Below are 26569 nucleotides of genomic sequence, written 5' to 3' on the forward strand. Positions count from 1 at the left end.
GTGGCCGCGCGTGCGAATCAGTGGGTCTTGGTGACTTTGTTCAGGTGGCGCGGACGGTCCGGGTCCAGGCCGCGCGCTGCGGACAGCTTGGCCGCCATCACGTAGAAGGCCTGGATCGCAACGATCGGGTCGAGGTCCGGCGTGGCCGCAACCGGCAAGGTCAGGTCGCGCGTTGCCACGTCCTCAGGCGCCGCCAGCAGCACGCGCGCACCGCGGCCGCGCATTTCTTCCGCCAGTGCCAGCAAGCCAGCCTGGGTCGGGCCGCGCGTTGCGAAGATCAGCAGCGGATAGCCTTCCTCGATCAGTGCCATCGGGCCGTGCTTGATTTCCGCGCCGGAGAAGGCTTCCGCCTGCAGGGCTGAGGTTTCCTTGAATTTCAGCGAAGCTTCCAGGGCGACCGGGAAGCTGATGCCGCGCCCGACCACCATGATGTTGCGGGCCGGTGCCAGGACTTCAATTGCCTGCGACCAGTCCACATTGCAGGCCGCGCGCAGCGCATCCGGCAGGGCCGCCAGGCCTTCCAGCAGTTCCGGGTCGTTCTGCCAGTGCGCAACGAGGCGCGCGCCGGCGACGAGGGACGTGATGAAGCTCTTGGTGGCAGCCACGCTCTGCTCCTTGCCAGCGCGCAGCGGCATGGCCCATTCGGCGCTGTGCGCCAGCGGCGATTCAGCGTCGTTGACCAGCGCTACGGTGGTCGCGCCGCCGTCGCGGAAATAGCGGATTGGTTCTACCACGTCAGGGCTCTGGCCGGATTGCGAGACCGACACCACCAGCGTATCGCGCGTGATCAGCGGCGATTTGTGCAGCGTCACCAGCGACATCGGCAGCGAAGCGACCACGCGCCCCAGGCGTGACATGATCAGGTAAGCGATATAGTTGCAGGCATGGTCCGAGCTGCCGCGCGCCACGGTCAGCGCGGAGTTGAACGGCGTGCTCCTCAGTTTGCGGCCCAGTTCCGCGTAGCGGTCGGTGTCGTTCGCCAACTGCTGTTCCACGCAGTCGGCGGCAGACAGGGCTTCTTTAAGCATCATTGAGGTCACTACGTTCTCCTTCGATATAAACGGCTTTCAGTTTCAAGTCCCGGTCCATCACGACCAGGTCGGCATACGCGCCGCGTGCCAGGCGGCCGCGGTCCTGCAGGCCGAGATAGTCGGCTGCATGGGTGGAAACTCGTTTGGAGGCGTCGGCCAGGTCCAGGCCCAGACCGACCAGGTTGCGCAAGGCCTGGTCCAGCGTCAGCGTGGAGCCGGCCAGGGTGCCGTCCGGCAGGCGCACGCCGCCCATGCATTTATGCACGATGTGGCGGCCCAGCATGTACTCGCCGTCCGGCATGCCGGTGGCGGCCGTGGAATCGGTCACGCAATACAGGCGCGGGATGGCGCGCAGCGCGCCCTTGATCGCGCCCGGATGCACGTGCAGGAGATCGGGAATCAGTTCGGCGAATTCGGCGTGCGCCAGCGCGGCGCCGACCATGCCGGGCTCGCGGTGGTGCAGGCCGCTCATCGCGTTGAACAAATGGGTGAAGCCGGTGGCGCCGTGGTCCAGCGCCGCCACGCCTTCCTCGTAGGAGCCCAGCGTATGGCCGATCTGGACGCGCACGCCGTGATTTGCCAGGTCGCGCACCAGTTCCAGGTGGCCGGAGATTTCCGGCGCCACGGTGATTACGCGCATCGGCGCCAGCGTTTCCAACCGATGGACTTCTTCAATGGTCGCGGCGCGCGCAAAATTTGGCTGCGCCCCGAGCTTGCCGCTATTGATATAAGGCCCTTCCAGGTGGGCCCCCAGCACGCGCGCTTCCCCCTTGCCGCGCTGGCGCACGGCCTTGCCGATGGCGGCCAGCGCCACGTCGATGTCTTCCGGCGGGGCCGTCATGGTCGTGGCCAGCATGGAAGTTGTGCCGTGGCGTGCGTGGATTGCCGCAATGGCGTGCACGGCATCGCCTCCTTCCATGACGTCCTTGCCGGCGCCGCCGTGCACGTGCAGGTCGATAAAGCCGGGCAGGATATAGTCGTCGCCGTTCGCTGCCGGGTCGGTGCTGCTGCCCGCGACGTCCTCGATCCGCTCGCCGAAGGAAATCGTTCCGTTCAGCCAGCCGGACGGTGTCAGGATATTGCCTTTGATTGCCTGGTTCATCGACGCGACTCCGCTACAAATTCATAATAGTCACTCCGGCAGTAGGAGTGGGTAAGTTCTACCGCCGCGCCGCTTTCCAGGTAGCTCACGCGCGTAATGTGCAGCATGGCGGTGCCGGGGGCGATATTGGCCAGGCGCGCCTGCTCGGCATTGGCATTGATGGCGCGGATATGCTGCAGCGCGCGCATCGGCACATTGCCGCAGGCCTCCAGATAGCCGTACAGCGAGCCGTGCACCGTGCCGGGATCGGGCATGTACATGGCCGGAATGGTCGAGGTCTCGATTGCCATCACCACGTCATCGGCCGTGCGCAGGCGCTTCAGGCGCGCCACGGGCATGTTGGGCGACAGGCCGAGCGACAGCAGTTCCAGCGGCGCCGCCACGCCGATCTCGCGCTGCAGCCAGCGCGAACCGGCGGTAAAGCCGCGCTGGCGCAACTCTTCCGAAAAGCTGGTCAGGCGCGACAGCGGTTGCTCCAGCTTGGGCGTGATGTAGGTCCCCGAACCGCGGCGGCGCGTCAGCATGCCGCGCGCGCACAGCATGTCGATCGCCTTGCGCGCGGTCACCCGCGAGATATTGAGTATTTCCGACAGCACGCGTTCGGACGGCAGTGCCTCGTTGGCGCGCCAGTCGCCACTTGCTATGCCATCGGACAGCTTGTTTGCCAACTGCATGTACAGAGGGGTGTCGCTGTCGGCGTCAGGCCGGAAATCGCTCAACTGGGATAGCACGGGCTACTCCTTCAAATGTTGTTGGATCAGGCGCAGGCCACCCGCGGCCGAATCGCCCCTGGGTGGAACAATCCGCTGCAGCAGGGCAGGCGGCAGGAAAGCGCGCAGCGGCTCACCGAGCCCGCCGCACAGTGCAATCGGCAAGGTGCCGCTCGGGTCCAGGCCATGCGCGATCAGCGCCACTTGCTGGCCTGCTTCGGACAAGATGCCGCGCGCGGTCGCATCGCTTTCCGCAAATTGCAGCACGATACGAGCCAGTTGCGCGAAGGCGGTCTGGTTGGCATTTGCCAGCCAGACCTGGATGCGGTCACGGCTGCCGCCGCAGGCCTCGGCCACCGCCTGCGAGAAGGCGCTGCCCGGCACCCGGCCGTCGACCACTTGCTGCACGTGGTTGATCGCCTTCATGCCGATCCATGCCCCGCCGGCTTCGTCGCCGGACGGGAAGCCCCAGCCGCCCACTTCATGGCGCGCCCCATCGGCATGCAGGATTTCGCCCACGCTGCCGGTGCCGAGGGCGATGATGGCGCCCGGCTGGCCTTCGTGTGCACCGAGCACCGTGGTAAACGCATCGGTTTCCAGCGCTACCGCGGCAAAGCCGGGATTGGCTGCCACGAAATTGGCGGCCCACTGCTTGTTGTGCACGCCGGCCAGCCCCAGCCCGATCGCAATGTGCTCGCGCGCCGGTTGCGTCACGCCGGCCGCTTCGAAGGCGCGCCCCATGGCTTCCTCAACGGCAGCCCATGCATTCTTAATGCCGTGCAGCAGGGCAGATGGACCGGCCTGGCCTTCGCCCAGCAACTGCCCGTCGGCCCGCGCCAGGCGCACCCGTGTGCCGCTGCCGCCGCCATCGACGCCTATCAGGAATTCGATCATTTTTTCAAGGGATGAAAAGAACTGTGGCGACTATATGAGGAGCACACCAGCTTGTCAACAGGTATTTAACTGGTATTGTTTAGGTCTGCGGCTAAACTCGGATTTTCAATCGCAAGTGTTTGATTTGTAACTGGAATTGTGCTGGCGTTAATGGTATGCACTTTGGTATGGACTGTGGTGCTAAAGTTGCAATATGGACGAAAAAAAGCCCGGCACGCTGGCCGGGCTTGGGAGAAAAGCTAATCGCTGCCGGCGCCTCAGGCGTCAGCAGCGATTTCGTCAATCATTCGGCGTGGGCGCCACGACGGTCGACTGTCAGCACACGCTGTTTGTCGGAAATCAATTGCTGGCCCTGGGCTGCGACCTTGCCTTCCACATTGACCGTGGCGTTGCCTGGACCGCGTACATTGACTTCGGCCTGCTTGGCCAGCATGTCGCGTGCATCGAGGCTGCCGGAGCCGGTGAGCTGCGCGTTGAGTGTGCCAGTCCAGCCGCGCAGCTGTACGCCGCCAGGGCCGCTCATCGTGACTTTTACGTCCTTGCACTCCGGTTCGGCCTTCAGGTCACCCGAGCCGCGCACATCGGCATCGAGCGAATCGCTTACCTTGCTCAGGTAGATATTGCCAGGCCCCTTGCTGCGCGCGATCGCCTTGGCTACCCTGAGCTGCTTGGCATCGAGGTCGCCGGAGCCGCTGACGTCCGCGCTCAGGGTCTCGCTGCTGCCGGACAGGTTCATGCCGCCAGGGCCGCTCAGGCTGACGCGCGTATTCTGGGTTTGCAGGCCGCGTGCTTCCAGGTCGCCGGAACCGTGCACTTCGGCGTCGAACTTCCTGATCTGGCCGCTCAGGCAGGCGCTGCCCGGGCCATTCAGCATGGCGCTGACGTTCTCAACCTGCATGCTGCACGCTTCCAGGTCGCCCGAGCCGGAAATCTCGACGCGAAGGTCGCGGCTGCTGCCGCGCAGCTCGACCGAGCCGGGGCCGCTCATCGCAGCATTCACTTTATTGGCGCGCACATCGCCCGCTTCCAGGTCACCGGAGCCGGACAGCACCGCATTCAGGTCACCGCTAATGGCCGGCGCACTGACGTCGCCAGGACCGGTCATGACCAGGTTGAGGTTGGTGGCACGCATGCGGTGCAGGTGCATGTCGCCGCTGCCGCTGGCCTTGACGGTCAATTCGGTGGCGCTGCCGGAGGCGCTGAAGTCGCCCGGACCGGTGGAGATCAGCTTCAGTTCAGTGCTGTCCACGCGTTCCAGTTCCACGTCGCCGCTGCCGCTGTTGCTCAGGGCTTTCAGACCCTTGGCGCCGATTTTCACGATGACAGGTTCGCGCTGCTTGCCGAAGCTGAACACCCAATGGTTGCGGCGCAAAGGCCGCACGTGCAGCGTATCGCCCTGGACCACGGTTTCCAGCTGTTCGACCTGGCGTTTCGGTCCGCTGACTTCCACCGCAGGTTCGCCCTGGGCGTTGATCAGCACCTTGTAGGGGCCGTCCACTTCAATGCGCGAGAAAGCCGTCACCGGGCGGTTTTCGCGGGTCGGGGTGATATCGGCCTTCTTTGCGCCGTCCGGAGGACTCGCGTGCAGGGCTGTAACGCCCAGCGCGATCAGGGAGACAGCGGCGCCGTAGGTGATCAGCTTATTCATTTTGCTTGTCACTGTTCAGGATTGGTGATGCTGCAACGATAGGCGAAGCGGCGCCGACGCCGGGCCGGAAAAAGACAGACGCGCAAAAACGAGGAGCCAACTGCATTTTTCCGATACTGAAATGCACACGGCATCGGGCAAAAAGTTGTGATTTCGCCTTGAAATGTCATAATGCTCGTCAGGAGAGACACTTATGATCAAGTACTTGGGAACCAAAAAGACCGACCAGGGTGGAACGGTATACGTGTTCCTGATCAATGGTTTGCAAAAGGAAGTCCGCGAGGGTTCCCTGAAGCAATACCCTGGCTGCTATGAAGCGTTGCCTCCCTCGGCCAAGGCCAAGATCAGCGCCAACCGCGCCTGGTTCCAGAAGTTGTAAGTGATGCGTCGATTGCGCTTCCTCCCGGCGGCAGGCTTGCTGGCCGCCAGCCTGGCAACGCAGGCAGCGCCGCCTTCCCACTTCGGCGACGTGCTTGGCAATGGCCTGCTGTGCCGCGACCAGACCTCCAACCGTTATTATTTCGATTACCTCAGCCAGTATTTCGGGCGGCCTTACAAACGCGAGGGCGGGGCCTATTGGTTCCGTACCAATGACGCCATCCTGTGGGGCTATCCCGTGCTGGAAGTGATGATCAGCGACGAGAGCTTCCCCTACAGCTTTGTCGGCGCCGTGACCGACACCACGCCGGAGGAACTCGAAAAGGCCATCCTCCGCCAGGACGGCCAGGCCTATGCGAAAATTGACACTTCGCGCTACCCGGTGCGGGAGTCCAAGCCAGGCAGCCGGATCGTCTATTTCAACACGCGCTCCAAGATATACTGCGCCAAATTCAAGCAACTGCCGCCCGCGCTGCGCTAAGCGCCCACCATGTACACGCAATACTTCAACCTTAGACAGCAGCCGTTTTCGATTGCCCCCGACCCGCGATACCTGTTCATGAGCGAACGGCACCGCGAGGCGCTGGCGCATCTCCTGTATGGCGTGGGCAGCGGCGGCGGCTTCGTGCTGCTCACCGGCGAGATCGGCGCCGGCAAGACCACGGTGTGCCGCTGCTTCATCGAACAGGTTCCGGCCGACTGCCGTCTGGCCTATATCTTCAATCCCAAGCTGACGGTGGAAGAACTGCTGCAGTCGGTGTGCGATGAATTCGGCGTGGCACCGGAAGGGGCGAGCGTCAAGTCCTATGTCGATGCGGTCAACAGCTACCTGCTGGAGTCGCATGCGGCGGGCCTGAATAATGTGCTGGTCATCGACGAGGCGCAAAACCTGTCGGCCGACGTGCTGGAGCAGTTGCGCCTGTTGACCAACCTGGAAACCAGCGAGCGCAAGCTGCTGCAGATTATCCTGATCGGCCAGCCGGAACTGCGCCAGATGCTGGCGCGCCCGGAGCTCGAACAACTGGCGCAGCGCGTGATTGCGCGCTATCACCTGGGGCCGTTGTCCGAGGCGGAAGTCGGCAGCTACATCCAGCACCGGCTGGCGGTGGCCGGCGCCGGCGCGGTGGAACTGTTCCCGCGCGGGCTGCTGCGGCGCATCCATCAATTGAGCAAAGGCGTGCCGCGTCGGATCAACCTCTTGTGCGACCGGGCTTTGCTTGGCGCTTACGTTGAAAATCGCGCGCAGGTCAATGCCGTCATCTTGCGCCGCGCGGCGCAGGAAGTGTTTGCCGGCGAGAGCGCTCCAGTCAAGGCGCGGGCGTGGCGCGTGGCTGCAGCCGGTGTCCTGGCGGGGGCTGCGCTGACTGCCGCCGCGGCATGGCAGCTGATGCCGGCGGCGCGCTCACCGTCCGCTACCGCGCTTGCCGCCGCGCCGCAGGCACCCGCCGCCGCGCAGGCTGCTTCCCGTGCCTCGCAGGCTGCTGGCGGCGTGACGCAGGCCGCCGCTGCAAGTTCCGCTTCGGCCGCCGCCACGGCGCCGCAAGGGGCTGCATCGCCAGCCACGCTCGTCGCACCAAGCTGGCTAACGATGGATGCTGCCTTGGGCCAACTGGCGGCGAAGTGGGAGGTAGCGTTGTCGGAAGGTGAGGGTTGCGCCGAAGCTTCCCGGCACAACCTGCGCTGCATGCAAGGCAAGGGCGGTCTCGAAGAAATCCGCAATCTCGACCGCCCCGCCATCATCAAACTGCGCGACGGCGATTCGCTGCCGCGCAATGTCCTGCTGACGGCCATCGACGGCAAGAGCGCCACGCTGGTTGGAGCGCGCGGCATGGAAACGGTATCGATCGACGCCCTGGACGCCCGCTTCGACGGCACATTCACCACCTTCTGGCGGGCGCCGCGCTCCTGGCGCGAGGAAGTCAGCGAAGGCGATAAAGGCCCGGATGTCGACTGGCTGGCTCGCCGCCTGGCGCAAATAAACGGGGTCAAGAAACCGCGCGAGAACCTGCCACTAGCCGGCGAAACTTTGCGATACTTGCGCGAGTTCCAGCTTGCCCAAGGCTTGAAGGCCGACGGCGTGGCGGGACCGCGAACTTTCATCCGCCTGTCGCAGCCGGGCAGGGAGACCGAGCCGCATCTGTTGGCCAAGGCGGGTAATTAATATGTCCTATATTCTCGAAGCACTCAAAAAAGCGCAGGCCGAACGCCAGATCGGCAGCACCCCGACCATCCACGCGCCCACGCTGGCCAGCGTGCCGGCCGGGCAGGGGGCGCGCAGCAATCGTACGCCGGTGATCGTGGCGATGGCCCTGATGGCAGCCGCCATCGCCGGCCTCGCGACGATGCTGGTGCGCCAGCAGCCAGCCGCAAGCGCGCCGGTTGCCGCGGCTCCGGCCGAGGGCCCGGCAGCAGCCAACAGCAGCGCCACGCCTGTGGCCATAGCTTCCAGACCAGGCGGCGACGCCCACAGCGCACCGGCAGCTCCCGCAGTCACCGTTGCCGGCGCCGTCCCGGCAGCGCCGGCCGCAGCGATCACCGCAAGCCAGGCGCCAGCACGCCCAGGAGAAGCGCCTCCAGCTCGGCGAGCCCTCGGCCAGCCAGCGGCCAACCAGCGCGCTGCCGACGCCCGCGTCGTCGCTGCGCCACCCGCAGCCCGCGCCGCGGAGGCTCCACAGTTGCCCGCCCAGAAGCAAGCCGGAACCGCGGCCCGCGGTGCAGACGTGATGCGTGCAGTCCCGGTCGCAGCGCAACCGCAGGCTCCAGTCCCGGCGCCAGCGCCGGCAGAAGAACAGGTGCAATCCTTGCGCGAGCTCCCTGAACCAATCCAGCGCGCCATCCCCCAGATCACCCTTGGTGGCTACATGTATTCGAAAAATCCCGCGGATCGCCTGCTCCTGATCGACAAAGTGCTGCGCAGGGAGGGCGAGGAAGTCGCCCCCGGCCTGATCCTGGACAAGCTCCAGCCCAAGCAAGCCATCTTCAGCTTCCGCGGCTACCGCTACCGGGTACCGCTATGAGCAACAAGCAGAACGTCGTCGGCGTCACCGGTCCCTCCGGCAGCGGCAAGACCACCCTGATCGAATACCTGGTCACCGAGCTGGCCGCGCGCGGCTGGAAAGTCAACGTCATCAAGCATAGCCACCATGACTTCGAGCTCGAGCCGCCTAGGAAAGACAGCGCCCGTTTCCGCCATGCCGGCGCCGCCGAGGTGATGATCGCCTCGCCTTATCGTTTCGCCATCATCCACGAACTGCGTGGAGCCGAAGAACCCGGCGCCGACGAGCAACTGGCCCGCCTGCAGCCCGCCGACCTGACCCTGGTGGAAGGCTTCCACGCATGGCAAATCGACAAGCTGGAAGTTTACCGCGCCATCACCGGCCAGCCGCCGCGTTACCTCGACGACCATACGATTGTCGCCGTCGCCTCCGACCAGCCAGCCCCGGAAGGCCTGCCGCCCCGCCTGCAATGGCTCGATCTGAACCGTCCCGACACCGTTTTGGGGTGGTTAATCAAAAAAATCCCGCGCCAGGCCTAAAGTTCGCCAAATCCCATCCGTAAATCTGGATAGATATCAGTGGGAGGTTTAAATGGATGCAATGAGCATTGCAAAACTGGCTACAACAATGGCCGATACGAGCAATCGTACCGAGGTTGGTTACGCCGTGTTAAAAAGAGCAATGGACGTGCAAGCATCCAGCGCCCAGGCCCTGATCGAAGCGATTCCGCCTGCGACGCCTGCCGCCAACCTGCCATCCCACCTCGGCCAGAACATCAACACCACCGCCTGAACGCGGTCGCCAGACCTCGCGCAGGCCGCAACGAACCCGCCGCACCGGCTCCGGTGCCAGCGGGTTTTTTTTATGGTCTAATCGCAGACCTGCAAACCTACTGAGGAGACCCCGCATGAAAAACCGTCAAGCCCTGATCGCCGCCGCCCTGGCCACCGCCTGCGCCGCTACCAGCAGCCTTGCTTCCGCAGCCCAGGACAAGCCAGCAGCGGAAAAAGAAAAGTGCTACGGCATCGCCAAGGCTGGCCAGAACGACTGCGCCACCGGCACCCATGGCTGCTCCAACCAGGCCAAGACCGACAATATGGCAGGCGAATGGAAATTCGTCGCCAAAGGCACCTGCGAAAAAGCCGGCGGCAAGACCGCTGCGCCAGCTAAATAATCAATGGCGCAACACGCCGTGGCGCGGGGAGCTGGCATTGGATTGCGGGCACCGCACTACCGCCAGTTCCTTGAGCAGCGGCCACGCGCCGCCTGGCTTGAAGTCCACACTGAAAACTACCTCGACCAGGCCGGCGGCGACTTCCACGTACTGCAGGAACTGAGGCGCGACTACGCGATCGGCCTGCACGGCGTAGGCCTGGGCCTGGGCTCGGCACGCGGTTTCAGCGCCGGTCACCTGGAGCGTGTCGTGAGCCTCGCCCAGCGAATCGAACCGGCGCTGGTCTCGGAACACCTGTGCTGGGGCGCCATTTTCGACCGCCACCTCAACGACCTGCTGCCGCTGGCGCTGAACCAAGCCGCGCTCGACCTGCTGGCAGAGCGGGTAGGGCGCGTGCAGGATGCACTTGGCCGCGCCATCCTGCTCGAAAACGTTTCCAGCTTCGTGCGCTTCGCCGACGACACGATGAGCGAAGCAGAATTCCTCGCCGCACTCGCGCGCCGCACCGGCTGTGGCCTGCTGCTGGACGTGAACAACCTCTACGTCAACCAGCTGAACCACGGCGAAGACGCCATGGCGGCGCTGCAGGCGATCGCCCCCGGCACAGTCGGGGAAATCCATCTCGCCGGTCACCTCGCCACACCCGATGCCGTGGTTGACCACCACGGCGCAGCCGTCGCCGATTCGGTCTGGCGCCTGTACGAAGCAGCATTAAGCCGCTTCGGCGCCGTCCCCACGCTGATCGAATGGGACACGGATATCCCGCCCCTGGAAGTCCTGCTTGGCGAGGCCGCCAAGGCAGCTGCGATTGCCGAAAACTTTCCGCCTCCTGAGAAAGTCGACTGGGGCATCGGGAGCAGGAGCGGGCAATGCCTGCCGGTTGGCTGCGACGCATTGGCCGCGCAGCAGCAAGCATTTTCCGACGCCTTGTTCTCGCCCGCTGCTGAGGCCACGCTACAGCTCAGGCACGGCGAACGCTTCGGGCTATACCGAGGCAACCTGACTTCGACCTGGACCAAGGCCCTGGCCGCCGCTTATCCCGTGATTGCGCAACTGGTGGGCGCAGAATTCTTCGCCGCCCTGGCGCGCGAATACGGCCGCACCCACCCTTCCGACAGTGGAGACCTGAACCGCTTCGGCGCACACTTCGAGCCCTTCCTGCGCAGCTTCGAGCACGTCAAGGATTTGCCCTACCTGCCAGACATGGCGCGCCTGGAATGGCAACTGCACCGCATCCACTACGCGCGGCACGAGCCCGCGCTGCAAGCGAAGGACATCAACCCGCAAACGGTGGAGGGCCAAAGCTTCCCCTGGCAGCCTACCGCCCAGCTATTTGAATCGGAATGGGCAGTCGTGCCCCTCTGGCTGGCCCATCAGGGTAAGCCATTCCCACGGAAGATGGACGAGCCAAGCCGCGCGCTGCTCAGCCGCCCCGAATGGACAGCCCAGGTCACGCTGCTGCAAGTGCCGCAATACGCAGCGCTGCAGGCATTAAAAGAAGGGAAGGCATTCGGCGCCGCGCTGGACGCCGCCTTTGCGCTGGATGAGAACTTCGACGTTGCCGCCAGCCTCCAGCAATGGCTGCGCCAGCAAATCCTAGTGAAACGCCCGCATTAACTTGTCTTCGCCGGACGAATCCCGGTACAGCAGGTTGGCGCGGTGGGTGGTTTCGATCATGCGCAGGAGCTGCGCATCTTCACACCGTTCCAGTTCCTCGTTCGCTGCCTGCAAAGCCTGGGACAGTTTGGCGCGCGCCGACTGGTACAGCACGCTGGTGTAGTGATCGGTATTCTTGAGCAGCTCTTCGGCATTCTCGATGACCTGCCGCAGGTCGCCGATCAGTTGTTCCTGGGACTGCGCTTGCTTCTCGTCGGGACCATCCATGGAGCTAACCCTCCGCGCGGATCAATCAGGCCGCACTGCCCTCGGCATGAACGTCGATCTGCACGTCGCCCAGGCGCACCTTCTGGCCCGCCCGGATCTTCGCCGTCTTGCGCAACTCCTGTTTGCCGTCGACCTTGACGTCGCCGCTAGCCACGATCTGCTTGCCGGCGCCGCCGCTGTCGCACAGGCCGACCACTTTCAGGAGCTGGTTCAGCTCGATGTACTCGCCTGTCAATTCGAAATTTACTTTCTGCATTTTAATCCTCTTTCTGTTGGGTTGGCGCGGAGGTGTTGTATTCCCACCTGGCATTAACCCTTGCCGCCTGGCTTGGTCATCTCCAGTGGAACAATCCACTCGTTGAACTGGCTTTCGTTCACAAAACCAAGGGCCAGTGCGGCTTCTTTCAAGGTCGTGCCCTCGTGCTGCGCCTTCTTCGCGATTTGCGCGGCGCGATCATAACCGATATGCGGGGCCAGGGCGGTGACCAGCATCAGCGACCGTTCCATCAATTCTTCGATGCGCCCCAGGTTCGGCTCGATGCCATGGGCGCAATGCTCGTCGAAGCTGCGCATGCCATCGGCCAGCAGGCGGGCGCTTTGCAGGAAGTTGTGGGCGATCAGCGGCTTGAAGACGTTCAGTTCGAAATTGCCGGACGAGCCGCCAACGGTAATGGCCACGTCGTTGCCAAACACCTGGCAGCACAGCATGGTCAATGCTTCGCTTTGGGTCGGGTTGACCTTGCCCGGCATGATCGAGCTGCCCGGTTCATTCTCGGGAATACGGATTTCACCGAGGCCAGAGCGCGGGCCGGAAGCCATCCAGCGCACGTCGTTGGCCAGCTTCATGAGTGCCGTGGCGAGGGTTTTCAGCGCGCCGTGAGCCGATACCAGGGCGTCATGCCCGGCCAGTGCGGCGAACTTGTTGTCGGCGGTGCGGAAGGGGAGTTTCAGGCGGCTCGCCAGTTCGGCTGCGATACGGCTGGCGTACTCCGGGTGCGAATTCAGTCCCGTGCCCACCGCGGTGCCGCCGGCTGCCAGTTCCAGCACGGCGGGCAGGGTGGCTTCGATGGCTTTCTGCGCATAGTCCAGTTGGGCGACGTAGCCGGAAAACTCCTGGCCAAGGGTGAGCGGTGTCGCATCCTGCAGGTGCGTGCGGCCGATCTTGACGATGCCCTCGAACGCCTGCGCCTTCGCCTGCAACGTGGCGCGCAGCTGGCGCAGGGCTGGCAGCACATTGTTCGCGACTGCCTGTGCCGCCGCCACATGCATCGCGGTGGGGAAAATGTCGTTCGACGACTGGCCCTTGTTGACGTCATCGTTCGGGTGCAGCTTGCGCCCTTCGCCGCGCTCGCCTCCCATCAGCTCGGAGCCGCGGTTGGCCAGCACCTCGTTCATATTCATATTGGACTGGGTGCCCGAGCCGGTTTGCCACACGGCCAGCGGGAATTCGCCCCGATGCTTTCCATCCAGGACTTCATCGGCGGCCTGCATGATGGCCTTGGCTTTGACGCTATCGAGCACGCCGAGGTCGACATTCACCTTGGCCGCCGCGCGCTTTACGCTGGCGAGGGCGGCGATCAGTTCGGCCGGCATGTGTTCGCTGGAAATGCGGAAGTGCTCGAGCGAGCGCTGGGTCTGGGCACCCCACAACTGGCTGGCGGGAACTTCAATCGGGCCAAAGCTGTCGCGCTCGGTTCTGCTGTTCATTTACGGCTCCCTTGTTGGAAAGTGATGTCTGGATTCTAACGCCAATGCTGCTTACTCTGCCGAGGCCTACAAAATCGGGATATTCTGCCGTTAATGAGTACATTGAAGTAATAGGCCTGTCCTCCATGTTAAGCAAACGATTGATCATCCGCGCCTTTGCGCTGCCGATCTGCGCCGCTGCCCTGTGCGGTTCGCTGCGGGCGGCCGAGCTGGGCGAAATAAAGGTCAATTCCCACATTGGCCAGCAGCTTTCGGCGGACATCGAATTGGTCGACCTGACTGCGGCCGACCTGGCCGATATCCAGGCTCGGCTCGCCAATCCGGACGTGTTCAAGGGCGCCAATGTGGCCATGCCGCCTGCGCTTGGCGCCCTGCATGTCTCGATTGCCAAGCGCGACAACAAACGCTTCCTGCACCTGACCACGCTGCAGCCAGTGGATGCCGAGGCCTTGCATCTTTTCCTGGAGTTGAATAGCGGCGGGCGGCAGATCATCCGAGCCGCCTCGCTCTGGCTGACGCCGGAACCACCGGGCCAGCGCGCTGCGGCTGTGGCCGCGATGCCGGCGCCGCCGCCGCTGCCTCTGGCCGCTGCAGCAAGCAAGCCAGCCGCCGCCCCTCCCACATCGGGAGACAACGGCGAGGCAGGATTGAACGAGGCCGCCCGGCGTGCCTTTGCACACCGTCAGCAGGTCGCCTTGGCGAAGGCCCAGGAACGAAGTGCCAACCCTGTGCCGCAAGCTGCACTGGCCACCGGTCCGAAGGGGGAGCCAGGCCCTGAGTCCGGGACGACGGCTCCTCTCCGCCAGCGGACCTCAAAACCGGCACACCTGCCCACAGCCGTCCCCGCTGCGCCGGCGGCTTCCGCGCCCGCACAGTCTTGCGCCCCCGCGCAGCAGGTGGAAGCCCAGCTCCGTCAATGTGAAGCCATGACAAGCAAGCTGGCCGATATCGAAGGCAAAGTGCATCGCCTGCAAACCGCCATGGTGGCGCCTGCTGCCGCTGCGCCTGCACGAACAGTCGAGTTGAAACCCGAAGCCGCGCCTGCCAAGCCAGCCGCTGCCCCGAACAAGCCAGGCGCGACGCCAGTCAAACCCGGCGCCACTCCTGTCAAGCCCGGCGTCGCAGCCGATCTCGCGGCCAATCCGCGCAGCCGGCTGGCCATGATCGCCGGCGGTGTGCTGGCGGGGTTGGCGGCGCTCGGCGGCCTGATCTACTTCCTGCGCAAGCGCCAGGCGAAAGGCCCGCTGAAGATCTGGCAATCCTTCCGCAAGAAAGGGAGCGCGGAGGATGACGTGCCAACGCTGGAGGACGCAGTGGAGGTTGCTGCACACTAGTAACTACCGTTGCATTGCAGTGCTGGACAAGATTTTTTTACCTGCGTTATACTGGGCTCACACGGACCGGGTTCTGCCGCAGTCACCACCGATAGCGTGACGCGAATCGCAGAGCGACGTTGAAGAAACGACCCCGTCTGGAAGCAGTTCATAGCCGACTGAGGCAATATGAACGCCGGGTGCAACCGGCGCTGAGGCGACGCCAGGAGATACCTGGTGCTCGCCCCTCCGAATTCCAGGGCGCCCCTAGCGGGCGCCTTTTGTTTTGAAACAAAAAAAAGCGCCCGGAGGCGCTTTAGTTGGGTTCTTTGCAATCAGCCGTGCAGGCGGTGTTGCCAAGAGTCGGTGACATCGCGGATGGCGCGGTCGTTTGCCATGATCTGCTTCAGCAGTTCGATCTTGCGCTTGCGGGCATCACCCTGCAGGGGAGCGGCACCGCCCATCAGGGCTACCGAGGCCGCAGCGCACTGGTTTTCCATGCTGTCGAGCGAATCCCAGTCGCTGGCCTGCGCGGCGCCCACCATCTGGCTGGTCAAACCGGCAATTTTTTCGTAGGTAGCGAGAATTTGGGTCGAGGACATTTTGAGCCTTGGATTCTGTGCGCGGAGTACCGCATGTCAGGATTAACGTCAGGCTCGGAAGGAACTTTAGGGTCTTTTTGAAAAATATTTGAGAAAATTCCAAAAAAATGCCGTTGCGCCCCCATCCCAAGGGTCACAACGGCAGACATTAAGCGAAATCGATTAGCTGATCAGTTCATCCAGGCCGGCGCTCAGCTCGTCCAGCGATGGCATCTGGTCAATCAGCGCGTTCTCTTCCAGGCCCAGGCTTTCCGCAACTTCGTTCGGGTAGCAGGCCGCGATTGCGTCCGGGGACAGTTTGTTCTCGTCGACGCGGGCACGCCAGGCTGCCAGGTGAATCACTGCAGCCAGCTCGTTCTCGCCGGGATTGGGGATGGCGGCAATGGTCTCGCCAAAGGTTGGCGGGAATTTCCAGCGGTTGGCCAGTTCGGCGCCCACGTCGGCATAGGTGTAGCCCAGCGCGTCCTTTTCAATTTCCAGGCGGCGCTCGTCCAGCGTGCTTGCCACTTTGTCGAGCGCCTGCGCCTGCTCAGACATGCCGGCATGGATCACCAGCTGGCCGATCGCATGCATCATGCCAATGGTGAAGGCGAGATCGGTGTTTTGCTTGCAAGCCTTGGCGATGAACTTGGCGCCTACGGCGGTGCGCAGGCTGTAGCGCCAGAACTGGCGCAAATCCATGCCGGGAACCGTCTTGAAGCCGCTCACCAGGCCGGAGCTGATCACCAGCGTGCGCACGGTGACAAAGCCCAGCATCAGGATGGCATCTTCAACGGTGCCGATCGAACGCGACACATGATAGTAGGCGGAATTGGCCAGGCGCAGCAGCTTGGCGCTCAGCACGGGGTCGGCCGACAGTTTCTTTGCAATTTCCTCGGTGGAGACGCTGGCCTTGTCGAAGCTGCTGATCAATTCGTCAACAACCTTCGGGGCGGTTGGCAACGCGGTTGGATTCTGGAACAGTGCTTCGAGCTTCATGAAAAATCTCCTCTAAATTCGGCGTTGCTGTGGGTGAAACTATATAGCGATTCCAGAGGGGAGTGCAGCAAGTTTTTAACATTCGTTGGCAGCGCTGCACAGCAATCCCAGCTTTCTGCACTTGATCCCCGAAATTTGCAGTCTGTCGCAATGGGGCGATGTCACGCTTGCGTTGCAGTTAGAGTGCAGCCTGGCTCATTCCGCCACTTATAACTAGATAGGGATACAAAAAATGCAAGCATCCAACCGCGTTACGCCGCTCAGGCTGGCCCTTACCCTGGCCTTCTGTGGCGCCACCTTTGGCTTGGCCCCGGCGATTGCCCAACAGGCAGCCCCGGCCGCGCAAACGCAAGACGCCGTCCCGCTGCCGGGCGACGATTTCTTTGGCCATGTGAACGCCGAATGGCTGGCCAAGACCCAGATCCCGGCCGACAAGGGCAGCTGGGGCGCCGGTTCGGCGCTGGGCGATGCGACCAACGAGCGCATCGTCAAGCTGATCGACGAAACCGCCGCCAAATCGCCAACCGGCGACACCCGCCGCGTGACGGACTTCTACCGCAGCTTCATGGACGAAGCGGCAATTGAAGCGCATGGCCTGAAATCGCTCAAGCCGGAACTGGAAAAGATCGACGCCATCAAGGACAAGGCTGGCCTGGTACGCGCACTGGCTACCTCGATTCGCGCCGACGTGGACCCGCTGAACTCCACCAATTTCTATACCGAGAACCTGTTCGGCATCTGGATCGCACAGGGCCTGACCGACCCGAAGCACTACACTCCCTACATCCTGCAGGGTGGCCTGGGCATGCCGGACCGCGCCTATTACCTGGACGACAACCAGCGCATGCACCAGCTGCGCACCGCCTACCAGGCCCACATCGCCGCCATGCTGAAGCTGGCCGGCTACAGCGAGCCGGAAACCCGCGCCGCGCGCGTGTATGAGCTGGAGCGCAAGCTGGCCCAGGCCCACGGCAGCCGCGAAGATTCAGCCGACATCCAGAAAGCCAACAACACCTGGACCATGCGCGACTTCGCCGCCAAGGCGCCAGGCATGGACTGGCGCGCCTTCTTCCGCGCCGCCGGCCTGGGCAAGCAGAACAAGTTCATCGTCTATCACCCGACCGCTATTACCGGTAGCGCCGCCCTGGTGAACGAGATGCCGCTGCAAGCCTGGAAGGACTTCCTGGCCTTCCACACCGTGAACCACTTCGGCGGCTTCCTGCCGAAAGCCTTCGTCGACCAGCGCTTTGAATTCTACGGCCGCACCATGAACGGCACGCCGCAACTGTCGCCGCGCTGGAAGCGCGGCCTGAGCGCAGTCAATAACGCGGTGCCGGATGCCGCCGGCAAGATGTACGTCGAGCGCTACTTCCCGGCTGAAGCGAAGGCGCGCCTGCAAACCATGGTAGCCAATATCGTCGACTCGTTCCGCAAGCGCGTCGATGCGCTGGACTGGATGGCCCCTGCCACCAAGAAGGAAGCGCAGGAAAAACTGCGCACCCTGTACGTTGGCGTGGGCTATCCGGACAAATGGACTTCCTACGAAGGCCTGGAAATCAAGGCTGACGATGCGATGGGCAACGCCCTGCGCGCCGAGCAGTTCCACTACAAGCAGCAGCTGGCAAAACTGGGCAAGAAGGTTGACCCAACCGAATGGTGCATGCCGCCGCACGTGGTGAACGCCGTGAACATGCCGATGCAGAATGCGCTGAACTTCCCTGCCGCCATCCTGCAGCCGCCATTCTTCGACATGAAGGCTAGCGATGCGCTGAACTACGGCGCGATCGGCGCGGTGATCGGCCATGAGATCAGCCACAGCTTCGACGACCAGGGCGCCCAGTTCGACTCCAAGGGCCGCCTGCGCGACTGGTGGACCAAGGAAGACGGCGAGCACTTCAAGCAGGCTGCAGCCAAGCTGGTGGCGCAGTACGACGCCTATGAAGCCTTCCCTGACCTGAAGCTGAACGGCACTCTGACCCTGAGCGAAAACCTGGCCGACCTGGCCGGCCTGGCTGCAGCACTGGATGCCTACCACGTTTCGCTGGGCGGCAAGGCCACCCCGGCGCAAGACCGCGACTTCTTCAACGGCTATGCCGCAAGCTGGGCCAACAAGGCCCGCGACGCCTCGCTGCGCAACCAGGTCATGACCGATGGCCACTCGCCGGCCAAGTGGCGCACCTACACCGTGCGCAACCTGGACGCCTGGTACCAGGCCTACGACGTAAAGCCTGGCCAGAAGCTGTACCTGGCGCCTGAACAGCGCGTGCGTGTCTGGTAAAGTAGGGGGATGGACGACATCGAGCAGATCACCCGCCGCACGCTGGAACACTACGAGCGCAATGCGCAAGCCTTCCTCGAAGGTACGCGCGATCACGACGTAAGCCAGAACATTGCGGCGCTGCTCGATGCGATTGAAGGAACGCCTCCGTTCCGCATCCTTGACCTGGGTTGCGGCCCTGGCCGCGACCTGCGCACCTTCAAGGCGCTTGGACATGTGCCGGTCGGCCTCGACGGCTCAGCCCATTTCGTGGAAATGGCGCAGAACTGGAGCGGCTGCACTGTCCTGCACCAGGATTTCGTCGCGCTGGATCTGCCGCCCTTGTCGTTTGACGGCATTTTTGCCAACGCCTCCCTGTTCCACGTTCCCAGTGCCGTGCTGCCCGATGTGCTGAAGCGCCTGCATGCAGCGCTGAAGCCGCGCGGCGTGCTGTTCAGCTCCAACCCTCGCGGTCACAATGAGGAAGGCTGGAACGGTCCGCGCTACGGCTGTTACTACGATTTCGAGACCTGGTCTGAAGTGGTCACCGCAGCCGGCTTCGAACCCATCACCCACTATTACCGCCCGGCAGGCTTGCCGCGCGAACAGCAGCCATGGCTGGCTTCAGTCTGGCGTAAAGCTTAGTTCTGTTAGCTTGCGTACAGTAGGTGTCGATGCCTGTTCGTATGATTTGCTCGTCGCACTTATTTAACGAGGAGCGCATCATGAACAAGGACCAAGTGAAGGGCAAGGCCAAGGAAATCGGCGGCAAGATCCAGGAAGAAACCGGCGAACTGGTCGGCAGCTCGAAACAGCAGGTGAAGGGCGTCGCCAAGCAGGCTGAAGGCAAGCTGCAGAAACAGCGCGGCGACTTGCGTGAAGCCATCGACGATGCCACGGACGAGCTGATCGACCGCGGCAATCGTCAATAAGTGATCACACAGCAAGGCCGGCTCTCCCGCAGCCCGGCTTTGCTGTGCTGATCAGCTACAGGTAGGGCAGGGCTTGGCGAGCGCGAATGCGGCGTGGTCGTGGGCGTCATAGGTATAAATCTGCCCGTAGCCATTGACTGCCCAAGCCTGGACCGACAGCGCTTCCGAAAATGCCGCGTTGTCACATTCGCCCAGGATTTCCGACACCGTGACGTCTTTCCCGTAGACGAAATTCGCGCCTTGGGTAAAGCCATGGGTCCCCGCAGCGTCGCCACTTCTGCCGGTCGTGTCCGCGGCCCCGCTGCTGATGGATGTCGCCGCACGGGTAGTCTGGAACGTGAACGTGGCAAAGTGATTCGGATGCCGGGCCAGGAATGACACGTGCGCCTGGCTGTCCGGGCCGGTGTACAGATGGAAACCGCATTCCGGGTCTGGCGAGACTCCCCCATCCACTGGCAGGATATCCGCCGCGCAGCGGTTGTTGTCGACGCGCAGTACCATGCGGAAGGCGCAGGTCTGTCCTCCTTCGCGCACCCTGTTGTACTCAGGGGCACTGCTGGTGGTCAGGACTGGTGCTCCGGCCGGTTGGTCCATGACGCGCAAATCGATATGCCGGGCATCCCAGTCCACGACCCTCGCGCCGGATGAGTCAAACAGTTCCAGCTTCACTTCATACAGTCCGGCGGCCAGGTCTTCCGCCAGCACTGCGTCGGCTCGCGGCGCGCCAGGCAGGATATCGGTTTCAAAGTAGGCCGTCGCCTTGTCAATATGTTCCGACATCTCATACCAGTAGCCTGAGGCGGAAGGGGGATTCGCGGGCTGGATCCGGAACAGGTTTTCGGGACTGGGGCCGACAGCGGGCACTGGTCCCATTGGTTCGGATGGATAGCTGTCGCCGTCGCGGTAGTAGCGGTAGACGGCATGTGTCATCACGCGCCAGTCGTTCAACGGAACCGAACCGGGAGCGGCAACGGTCGACGTGCCGTTCGGCCCGGTCAAGCGCCGATATGACCATTGATAGTAAGGAATCCCCATCGCGATCAGCGTGGTCCGGCTGAAGTCGACGCGCATTTCCAGGGTGCCGCCAAGCGGTGCTCCGCCCAGGGTCGTGCCCTCCGTGCCGGATGTTTGCAACTGGTTCACCGTGATATTGGAGCCGATGGTGTTGAAGATCAGCTGGCAGCCGGACAGGTCAGGGTTCGGATCGCACGATGGCACCCTGGGGTCGGTGATACGGATCGTCACCTCGCTGCCGCAATGGTAATTCCAGTAAGTGTGGCAAGCCATGGCGGGCCGGTAGACCGTCTCGTAACCTGCGCCAAAATTGAACTCAACCCAGAAATACAGGTCGGGCTGGTCGCCGTGGCAAGGGATGATCAGGGTGGCGTCGAAGTGGCCACTCCCGTCGGTTTCGACGACGGCCATCTCGTCACAGCGCAGCCGGTGCCACCAGTGCGGCCAGTAGCAGAACCATGGAATCAGTACGGTCCAGTTTTCTCGCAACATCGCCCGCAGGTGCGTCGACGATGCGTTGCGCAGCATGCGCGGCAAGCCGGCCGGCATGTCGGGCATCTGCAGCGCGATGTCGTTCATTGCCTGTGCTGCCTTGGAAGGCGCTGGTTGTGCAAAGCGCAGCGGCAAGCGCAGAGGACCGGGATCGGGGTCTGGAACGGGCGGCAAGCGCAGGATGGCCAGCAAATCGTCGCGCAGGTGAAACAGGTCATGATCGGGCAGGGTATCGATCCAGAACGGAATGCGGTCCACTTCGCAGATATGCACTCGCGCATGGCAGATCGGGCGATTGTCGTCGTTTCGCACCACGCGGCCGCGCACACGGCAGAAGCAAAACGGCCAGATATCGATCAGGGAGCCTGGAATGTCGATCAGGCTCTCCAGGCGGCCTTCGACATGCAGCACAGGTTCATAGGCGCCCATGCGCTCCAGCCTGGCCGGCGTTGCCTTGGCGTCGAGCCGTTCGTTGAACGGTGCGACGAACAGGCGCATATGCCCCAGTCCTCCTGGTGGCAGCGCAAGTTCCGCCTTGCCTTCCTTTACTTCGACGCGCTGCTTGAGTTGCTGTTGGGTGTCGAACAGGTAAAGCACCAGGGGATGTTTGAAGTCGGGACGTTCCTCGCTGGTGATGCGGAACGTAATGGATTTTTCGGCGGACTGAGCCATGGCACACCTCGCTAATGTTGACAATCCAGGGGATTTGCCACCCCGGGGTTCCAGGGCGGCATAGCGAGCAATGTATTGCGCGTGGACGTGATGCGAATTGGTGCTGGCACTCAGATTTCGGTGACGGCCCTACTCAGTTTTCGCCGTTTGCGGCGCTCATTCCTCGCCGGCCGGGACGCCCAGCGGGAACATATGGCGGTACGGCTTGGCCTCGGCCCAGGCCCGGGCGAACGAGGGGCGCGTACGCAGGCGCGCCAGATAGGCCACCACATGCTCATGCCTGGCCGGAATCGGGTGTGACCAGTGCGCATACAGCAGGAAAGGGGCGGCTGCGCAGTCGGCCATGCTGAATTCCTCGCCGGCTGCCCAGGTGCGACGTACCATCACGTTGTCCAGCCACGCGTAGGCCGTATCGAGCTTGCGGCGCGCTTCGGCCGTGCCGTAGCCGTCGTGCTCGCCTTCGGGGCGCAAGGCGTCGGCCACCAGCTTTTGCTGCGGCGTGGCGACGTGGTTGTCGAAGAAGCGGTCCATCATGCGTACTTCCAGAGCCGCTTTCGGATCCGTGGGAAGCAGCTTTACCGGTCCCGGATAGTGAAGCGCCAGGTGTTCGATCACGATGCTGGCCTCCACCACCATACGCTCGCCGTCCAGCAGGATGGGGAATTTGTGGATCGGCCACAGTCCGGCAAACTGTGCGCAGTTTTCAGGATGTTCCGGCGACAGCATGCGGTACTCGAACGGCGTGCCGTTTTCGTACAGCGCAATCAGCGCCTTCATGGAATAGGATGAAAGGGGATGGTAGAAAAGTTGCAGGGACATGTGGCCTCCGTCGGGTGTGGTTGATCGTACCACTACGACGGGCGAGGCATTCTTGATTCGACAGGAGAGGGCTTATTTCATCAAGAAAATTGCGCTCATCCCGACGGCAAAGTTCAGCGCCAGGACAGCACCCATCCAGCTCACGATAGCTTGGCACGATGGGGGCAGTTTGATGCGCAGCAAAGAAAGAGCCCGCCGGCTTGCGCGGGCGGGCTTGAAGACAGGGCTATTGGCCGGAGTTTAGTTCGATTCCGGCTTCAGGTGCTTGCGGAAGAAGGCGTCGATGTAGGTTTGCACGTGGCGCTTGGCCAGGCGGTTAGAGACGCCGTGCTTGGCGCCCGGGTAGGTCATCAGCTCGAACTGCACGCCGCGATTCACCAGCGCGTCGATCATCTTGGTGGTGTTGGTGAACAGGACGTTGTCGTCCGCCATGCCGTGGATCAGCAGCAGCTTCGACTTCAGGCCGTCGACGTGATAGAACACGTTCGATTGCTTGTAGCCTTCCACGTTGTCGGATGGGCGGTCCATGAACTGCTCGGTGTAGTGGGTGTCGTACAGGCCCCAGTCGGTCACCGGTGCGCCGGACACGCCGGCCGCGATCTTGTCCGAGCCTTGCGACAGCAGGCGCAGGGTCATGAAGCCGCCATAGCTCCAGCCGTACACGCCGATGCGCTTGGCGTCCACGAACGGCTGCTGGCCCAGCCAGTCGATGCCGGTCAGCTGGTCTTCCACTTCCACCTTGCCCAGGTTGCGGTAGATCGCATCGGTAAACACGCGTTCACGGCGCGAGGAGCCGCGATTATCAAGGCGGAAAACCACATAGCCTTGCTGCGCCATGTACTGGTCGAATTGCTGGCTGTCCCACTTGCGGGTCACGTGCTGCGAGTGCGGGCCGCCGTAGGTGGACAGGTAGACCGGATACTTCTTGCCGGCGTCAAACTTGTACGGCTTGATCATCGAGTAGTACAGGGTCTGGCCATCCTTCGCCTTCATATTGCCGAATTCGACCGGCAACTGGTCCGACTTGTACTTGAAGTAGGGATGCGACTCGTTGACCTCATTCTTTTCCAGCCAGCTCACCAGCGCACCGTCCGGACGGCGGATCGCCACCTGCGGCGGGGTAGCCGGATCGGACCAGGTATCCACGAACACTTCGCCATGCTTGGAGAAGGAGGCGTCATGCCAACCGTCAGCCTGGGTAATGCGCTTTGGCTTGTCGGCGGTCGAGCCGTCCAGTTTCAGCTCATAGACCTGCTTGTCGTAGACTGCGTCCTTGTTGGAAGAGACGAAGACCTTGCCCGCTTTCTCGTCCACCGCCAGCACATCGTCGAAGCCCCAATCTCCTTTGGAGATGGCGTGTTTCAGTTTGCCGTCCATGCCGTAGAAGTACAGGTGATTGCGGCCACTGCGCTCGGACGACCAGATAAAGCCCTTGCCGCTTTCCAGGAAGCGCAGGTCGTCATTGATGGTGGTCCAGGTTTTCGAGGTTTCGGTCAGCACAGGGCGCTGTGCCAGCGTGGCCGCATCGACTGCGATCAGTTCCAGCGTCTTCTGGTCGCGCGACTGGCGCTGGAAGAACAGCGACCTGGCGTCCTTGCTCCAGTCGGCACGCACCAGGTAGATGTCCTTGTTGGCGCCCAGGTCCACGTCGCGGATCTCGCCGCCGGCTGGCGACACGATCTTCAGGCCGACGATGGCGTTCTTGTCGCCGGCGGCTGGGTAGCGCTGCTCCACTACGTCGGTGCGGTCGGCATAAATCTCGAAGCGGCGCGCCACCGGCACTTGCGCTTCGTCGTACCAGCGGAAGGCAATGGCGGAATCGTCCGGCGCCCAGTAGTAGCCGGTGAACTGGTGCATTTCTTCCTGCGCCACGAATTCTGCTTCGCCGTTATGTACGGTGCCCTTGCCGTCAGTGGTCAGCTGGCGCTCCTTGCCGGTAGCCAGGTCGATCACGAACAGGTTCTGGTTGCGAACGAAGGAAACGTATTTACCCTTCGGCGAAATTTTCGGATCGATGACGCTGCCCGATGCAACCAGGCGCGCGCTGTCAGGTTTCGACAGGTCGACCAGGTACAGGTTGCCGGCCAGCGGCACCAGCAACTGTTGGCCATCAGGTGACCAGTTATAGGAAATAATGCCTTTCAGGGCTGCGGTGCGGGCGCGTTCGCGCAGTGCTTTTTCAGCGTCGGACAAGTTCTCCACCGGGACCAGGGCCTTGGAGTCGACCAGGCGGCGCGTGGTCTTGTCCTTCATATTGTATTCCCACAGGTCCATCTGGTATTGGTCGTCCGCGCGGGCGCGCAGGAAGGTGACGCGGGCGCCATCCGGTGAAACCTTGAGGGCACGCACGCCAGGCCCGGAAAGGGCCGGATCGGCATACAGGCGTTCCAGTGTGAGACGTTCGGCGGAAGCGGTGCCGGCGGCCAGCAGGGCTACCAGGGTGAGGATAAGGCGCATTGTTTGTCCCGGAATGGTTTATTTACGAATCGCAAGACAATACCAGAACCCGCCCCCGCTGAAATTCGGAATGCTATGCCCTATGCCGTTTTTCCTTCGGCAACGCGGGAATTCGACAATGCGCGCAAGTAGGCCGTGAGCAAAATGGCAGCAATTGTCAGGCCGAGCACCAGGCCGATCCAGAAGCCGGCTGCCGCCATCTCCTTCCACAAGCCCAGCAGGCAGCCGACCGGTAGCGCAAACACCCAGAACGCCAACAGCTGGATCAGCATCGGCCCGCGCGTCACTTTGTAGCCGCGGATTGCACATGCCGCCGCCACCTGCGTTGCGTCGGACAACTGGAACAGCGCTGCAAACAACAGCAGGGTGACGCAAGTCTGCTGGACTGCGACATCACTGGTGTAGGCGGCCGCGATCTCGTTGCGGAATGCGGCAATGAACGCAGCCGACACCACGGCAAACGCCAGCGCCATGCCCAGCCCGACCCATGAAGCCGAACGGGCACGGCGCGCATCGCCTTCGCCCAGCGCCTGGCCCACGCGCGTCACCATGCCAATGCCCAGGCTAAGCGGCACCATGAACACCAGCGACGAGAAGTTCAGTGCAATCTGGTGCGCCGATTGCTCGATCACCCCGAAGCGCGCCACCAGCAGCGCCACCGCGCCGAAGGCACTGACCTCGGCGAAGTAGGTCACGCCGATCGGCAGGCCAAGCCGCAGCATGCTGCGGATTTCAGGGCAGTGCGGTCCCTCCCAATGCGTGAAAGGATAGGTGGCGCGATAGGCGCGCGAAATACGCATCCACGCCAGCATGGCGCCGAGCATCAGCCACATGCAGATGCCGGTCGACACTGCGCAACCCACGCCACCCATGGCCGGCAAGCCCCAATGGCCGAAGATCAGCAACCAGTTCACGAAAACGTTGAAGGCCAGCCCGAACAGGGCAATCACCATCACGGGCTTGGTCTGGTTGATGCTGGCGCTGTAGCCATACAGTGCGCGATAACAGGCGAACGGCGGCAGGCCGATACTGATGATGTGCACGAACAGCGAAGCGCGCTGGTTGACTTCCGGCGCCAGTTGCAGGTGGTCGAACAGCAGGGTGCAGAGATTGGCCAGCAGCATGGCCACAATGCCGACGCCCAGGCCTTTCCACAGGCCCTGGCGCACCAGGTGCGGGATGCGCTGGTAATTGCCGGCGCCCACTTCATGCGCCACCAGGGTATTCATTGCCATCATGGTTCCCATCACGGTCACCAGCACGATGGACCAGATCGCAGCGCCGGTCGACACTGCAGCCAGCTCGGACGCCCGGGTGTGGCCGGTCATCGCCACGTCCGCCACCGCCATGCCGACCGTGGCGAGTTGCCCAATCAATACCGGCCAGGCCAATTTCCATAATGCTGTTGCTTCGTTGCGTAAATTGGCGGTCGAAATTGTCGTCGGCATGTGTTGCACAGTAGGAATTTGTTACAAGGTAGGGTAGTCTAACGGCCTTTGCGCCGCGTTA

26 protein-coding genes are annotated in these 26569 nt (G+C 63.0%); 12 read left to right on the forward strand and 14 right to left on the reverse strand.

Annotated features, from left to right (window positions below; all coding sequences use genetic code 11):
- Positions 1-17: 17 nt before the first annotated feature.
- From ACN9MZ_RS09410 to ACN9MZ_RS09430, 5 genes are all read right to left on the reverse strand, one after another.
- Positions 18-1031, reverse strand: coding sequence for an SIS domain-containing protein (locus ACN9MZ_RS09410; RefSeq protein ID WP_426341896.1), 1014 nt, complete (start codon positions 1029-1031; stop codon positions 18-20).
- Positions 1021-2133 (reverse strand): N-acetylglucosamine-6-phosphate deacetylase, encoded by a 1113-nt coding sequence (nagA, locus tag ACN9MZ_RS09415; RefSeq protein WP_426341897.1) that lies wholly within the window; start codon positions 2131-2133, stop codon positions 1021-1023. The genes ACN9MZ_RS09410 and nagA overlap by 11 nt, the downstream gene beginning before the upstream one ends.
- The gene (locus ACN9MZ_RS09420; RefSeq protein WP_426342883.1) at positions 2130-2807 is read right to left on the reverse strand and encodes a GntR family transcriptional regulator; all 678 of its coding nucleotides are present in this window, start codon (positions 2805-2807) and stop codon (positions 2130-2132) included. Before ACN9MZ_RS09420 ends, nagA begins: the two co-directional genes overlap by 4 nt.
- 60 nt (positions 2808-2867) lie before the next feature.
- Positions 2868-3737 carry a BadF/BadG/BcrA/BcrD ATPase family protein gene (locus ACN9MZ_RS09425; RefSeq protein WP_426341898.1) on the reverse strand — a complete coding sequence of 290 codons (870 nt, stop codon included), beginning with the start codon at positions 3735-3737 and terminating at the stop codon, positions 2868-2870.
- A 283-nt stretch (positions 3738-4020) separates the two neighbouring features.
- Positions 4021-5385: a GIN domain-containing protein gene (locus ACN9MZ_RS09430; protein ID WP_426341899.1), complete on the reverse strand. Its 1365-nt coding sequence runs from the start codon at positions 5383-5385 to the stop codon at positions 4021-4023.
- A gap of 193 nt (positions 5386-5578) precedes the next feature.
- Here ACN9MZ_RS09430 and ACN9MZ_RS09435 point away from each other — a divergent pair, with 193 nt between their 5' ends.
- The 8 genes from ACN9MZ_RS09435 to ACN9MZ_RS09470 all read left to right on the forward strand — a co-directional run bounded on the left by ACN9MZ_RS09435 (position 5579) and on the right by ACN9MZ_RS09470 (position 11550).
- Entirely contained in the window at positions 5579-5764 is a 186-nt protein-coding gene (locus ACN9MZ_RS09435) for a hypothetical protein (RefSeq protein ID WP_057261510.1), read from the forward strand.
- Between the two features lie 3 nt (positions 5765-5767).
- Positions 5768-6244, forward strand: coding sequence for a hypothetical protein (locus tag ACN9MZ_RS09440; RefSeq protein ID WP_426342884.1), 477 nt, complete (start codon positions 5768-5770; stop codon positions 6242-6244).
- Between the two features lie 9 nt (positions 6245-6253).
- Positions 6254-7924 (forward strand): AAA family ATPase, encoded by a 1671-nt coding sequence (locus tag ACN9MZ_RS09445; RefSeq protein WP_426341900.1) that lies wholly within the window; start codon positions 6254-6256, stop codon positions 7922-7924.
- Position 7925: 1 nt separating this feature from the next.
- Positions 7926-8780: a general secretion pathway protein GspB gene (locus tag ACN9MZ_RS09450; RefSeq protein ID WP_426341901.1), complete on the forward strand. Its 855-nt coding sequence runs from the start codon at positions 7926-7928 to the stop codon at positions 8778-8780.
- A complete protein-coding gene (gene mobB / locus ACN9MZ_RS09455) occupies positions 8777-9298 on the forward strand; it encodes a molybdopterin-guanine dinucleotide biosynthesis protein B (RefSeq protein ID WP_426341902.1) in 522 nt (173 codons plus the stop codon). Before ACN9MZ_RS09450 ends, mobB begins: the two co-directional genes overlap by 4 nt.
- 52 nt (positions 9299-9350) lie before the next feature.
- A complete protein-coding gene (locus ACN9MZ_RS09460; RefSeq protein ID WP_426170328.1) occupies positions 9351-9551 on the forward strand; it encodes a YjfB family protein in 201 nt (66 codons plus the stop codon).
- 115 nt (positions 9552-9666) lie between these two features.
- Positions 9667-9933, forward strand: coding sequence for a DUF2282 domain-containing protein (locus ACN9MZ_RS09465; protein ID WP_426341903.1), 267 nt, complete (start codon positions 9667-9669; stop codon positions 9931-9933).
- Positions 9934-9936: 3 nt separating this feature from the next.
- Positions 9937-11550 (forward strand): DUF692 family multinuclear iron-containing protein, encoded by a 1614-nt coding sequence (locus tag ACN9MZ_RS09470; protein ID WP_426341904.1) that lies wholly within the window; start codon positions 9937-9939, stop codon positions 11548-11550.
- Here ACN9MZ_RS09470 and ACN9MZ_RS09475 read toward each other — a convergent pair.
- The 3 genes from ACN9MZ_RS09475 to fumC are packed head-to-tail and all read right to left on the reverse strand — an operon-like array spanning position 11530 to position 13524.
- The gene (locus ACN9MZ_RS09475; RefSeq protein WP_426170334.1) at positions 11530-11817 is read right to left on the reverse strand and encodes a DUF883 family protein; all 288 of its coding nucleotides are present in this window, start codon (positions 11815-11817) and stop codon (positions 11530-11532) included. The two genes, ACN9MZ_RS09470 and ACN9MZ_RS09475, sit on opposite strands and share 21 nt — an antisense overlap.
- Before the next feature lie 25 nt (positions 11818-11842).
- The gene (locus ACN9MZ_RS09480) at positions 11843-12073 is read right to left on the reverse strand and encodes an RNA-binding S4 domain-containing protein (protein ID WP_426341905.1); all 231 of its coding nucleotides are present in this window, start codon (positions 12071-12073) and stop codon (positions 11843-11845) included.
- A 53-nt stretch (positions 12074-12126) separates the two neighbouring features.
- Positions 12127-13524, reverse strand: coding sequence for a class II fumarate hydratase (gene fumC, locus ACN9MZ_RS09485; protein WP_426341906.1), 1398 nt, complete (start codon positions 13522-13524; stop codon positions 12127-12129).
- 125 nt (positions 13525-13649) lie between these two features.
- Between fumC and ACN9MZ_RS09490 the strand changes: the two genes are divergently transcribed.
- Entirely contained in the window at positions 13650-14858 is a 1209-nt protein-coding gene (locus ACN9MZ_RS09490) for a hypothetical protein (protein WP_426341907.1), read from the forward strand.
- A gap of 314 nt (positions 14859-15172) precedes the next feature.
- Here ACN9MZ_RS09490 and ACN9MZ_RS09495 read toward each other — a convergent pair whose 3' ends face one another.
- Together ACN9MZ_RS09495 and ACN9MZ_RS09500 are read right to left on the reverse strand one after the other, a co-directional pair.
- Positions 15173-15439, reverse strand: coding sequence for a flagellar protein FliT (locus tag ACN9MZ_RS09495; protein WP_426341908.1), 267 nt, complete (start codon positions 15437-15439; stop codon positions 15173-15175).
- Between the two features lie 162 nt (positions 15440-15601).
- Complete coding sequence (locus tag ACN9MZ_RS09500) at positions 15602-16417, reverse strand: HDOD domain-containing protein (RefSeq protein WP_426341909.1); 816 nt, start codon at positions 16415-16417, stop codon at positions 15602-15604.
- Between the two features lie 232 nt (positions 16418-16649).
- Here ACN9MZ_RS09500 and ACN9MZ_RS09505 point away from each other — a divergent pair, with 232 nt between their 5' ends.
- The 3 genes from ACN9MZ_RS09505 to ACN9MZ_RS09515 all read left to right on the forward strand — a co-directional run bounded on the left by ACN9MZ_RS09505 (position 16650) and on the right by ACN9MZ_RS09515 (position 19606).
- Positions 16650-18695 carry a M13 family metallopeptidase gene (locus ACN9MZ_RS09505; RefSeq protein WP_426341910.1) on the forward strand — a complete coding sequence of 682 codons (2046 nt, stop codon included), beginning with the start codon at positions 16650-16652 and terminating at the stop codon, positions 18693-18695.
- A 9-nt stretch (positions 18696-18704) separates the two neighbouring features.
- The gene (locus tag ACN9MZ_RS09510) at positions 18705-19319 is read left to right on the forward strand and encodes a class I SAM-dependent methyltransferase (RefSeq protein ID WP_426341911.1); all 615 of its coding nucleotides are present in this window, start codon (positions 18705-18707) and stop codon (positions 19317-19319) included.
- Between the two features lie 80 nt (positions 19320-19399).
- Positions 19400-19606 (forward strand): CsbD family protein, encoded by a 207-nt coding sequence (locus ACN9MZ_RS09515; protein WP_426341912.1) that lies wholly within the window; start codon positions 19400-19402, stop codon positions 19604-19606.
- Positions 19607-19657: 51 nt separating this feature from the next.
- Here the strand turns inward: ACN9MZ_RS09515 and ACN9MZ_RS09520 are convergent, their stop codons facing one another.
- From ACN9MZ_RS09520 to ACN9MZ_RS09535, 4 genes are all read right to left on the reverse strand, one after another.
- Complete coding sequence (locus tag ACN9MZ_RS09520; RefSeq protein WP_426341913.1) at positions 19658-21784, reverse strand: hypothetical protein; 2127 nt, start codon at positions 21782-21784, stop codon at positions 19658-19660.
- A 156-nt stretch (positions 21785-21940) separates the two neighbouring features.
- Positions 21941-22603 (reverse strand): glutathione S-transferase family protein, encoded by a 663-nt coding sequence (locus ACN9MZ_RS09525; protein ID WP_426341914.1) that lies wholly within the window; start codon positions 22601-22603, stop codon positions 21941-21943.
- A 240-nt stretch (positions 22604-22843) separates the two neighbouring features.
- Positions 22844-25060, reverse strand: a complete 2217-nt coding sequence (locus ACN9MZ_RS09530) for a DPP IV N-terminal domain-containing protein (protein ID WP_426341915.1) — start codon at positions 25058-25060, stop codon at positions 22844-22846.
- An 80-nt stretch (positions 25061-25140) separates the two neighbouring features.
- Positions 25141-26508, reverse strand: coding sequence for an MATE family efflux transporter (locus ACN9MZ_RS09535; protein ID WP_426341916.1), 1368 nt, complete (start codon positions 26506-26508; stop codon positions 25141-25143).
- Positions 26509-26569: the final 61 nt, after the last annotated feature.

The organism is Pseudoduganella sp. S-14, from assembly GCF_049913285.1.
In the GTDB taxonomy this organism is placed as follows: Bacteria; Pseudomonadota; Gammaproteobacteria; order Burkholderiales; family Burkholderiaceae_D; genus Rugamonas.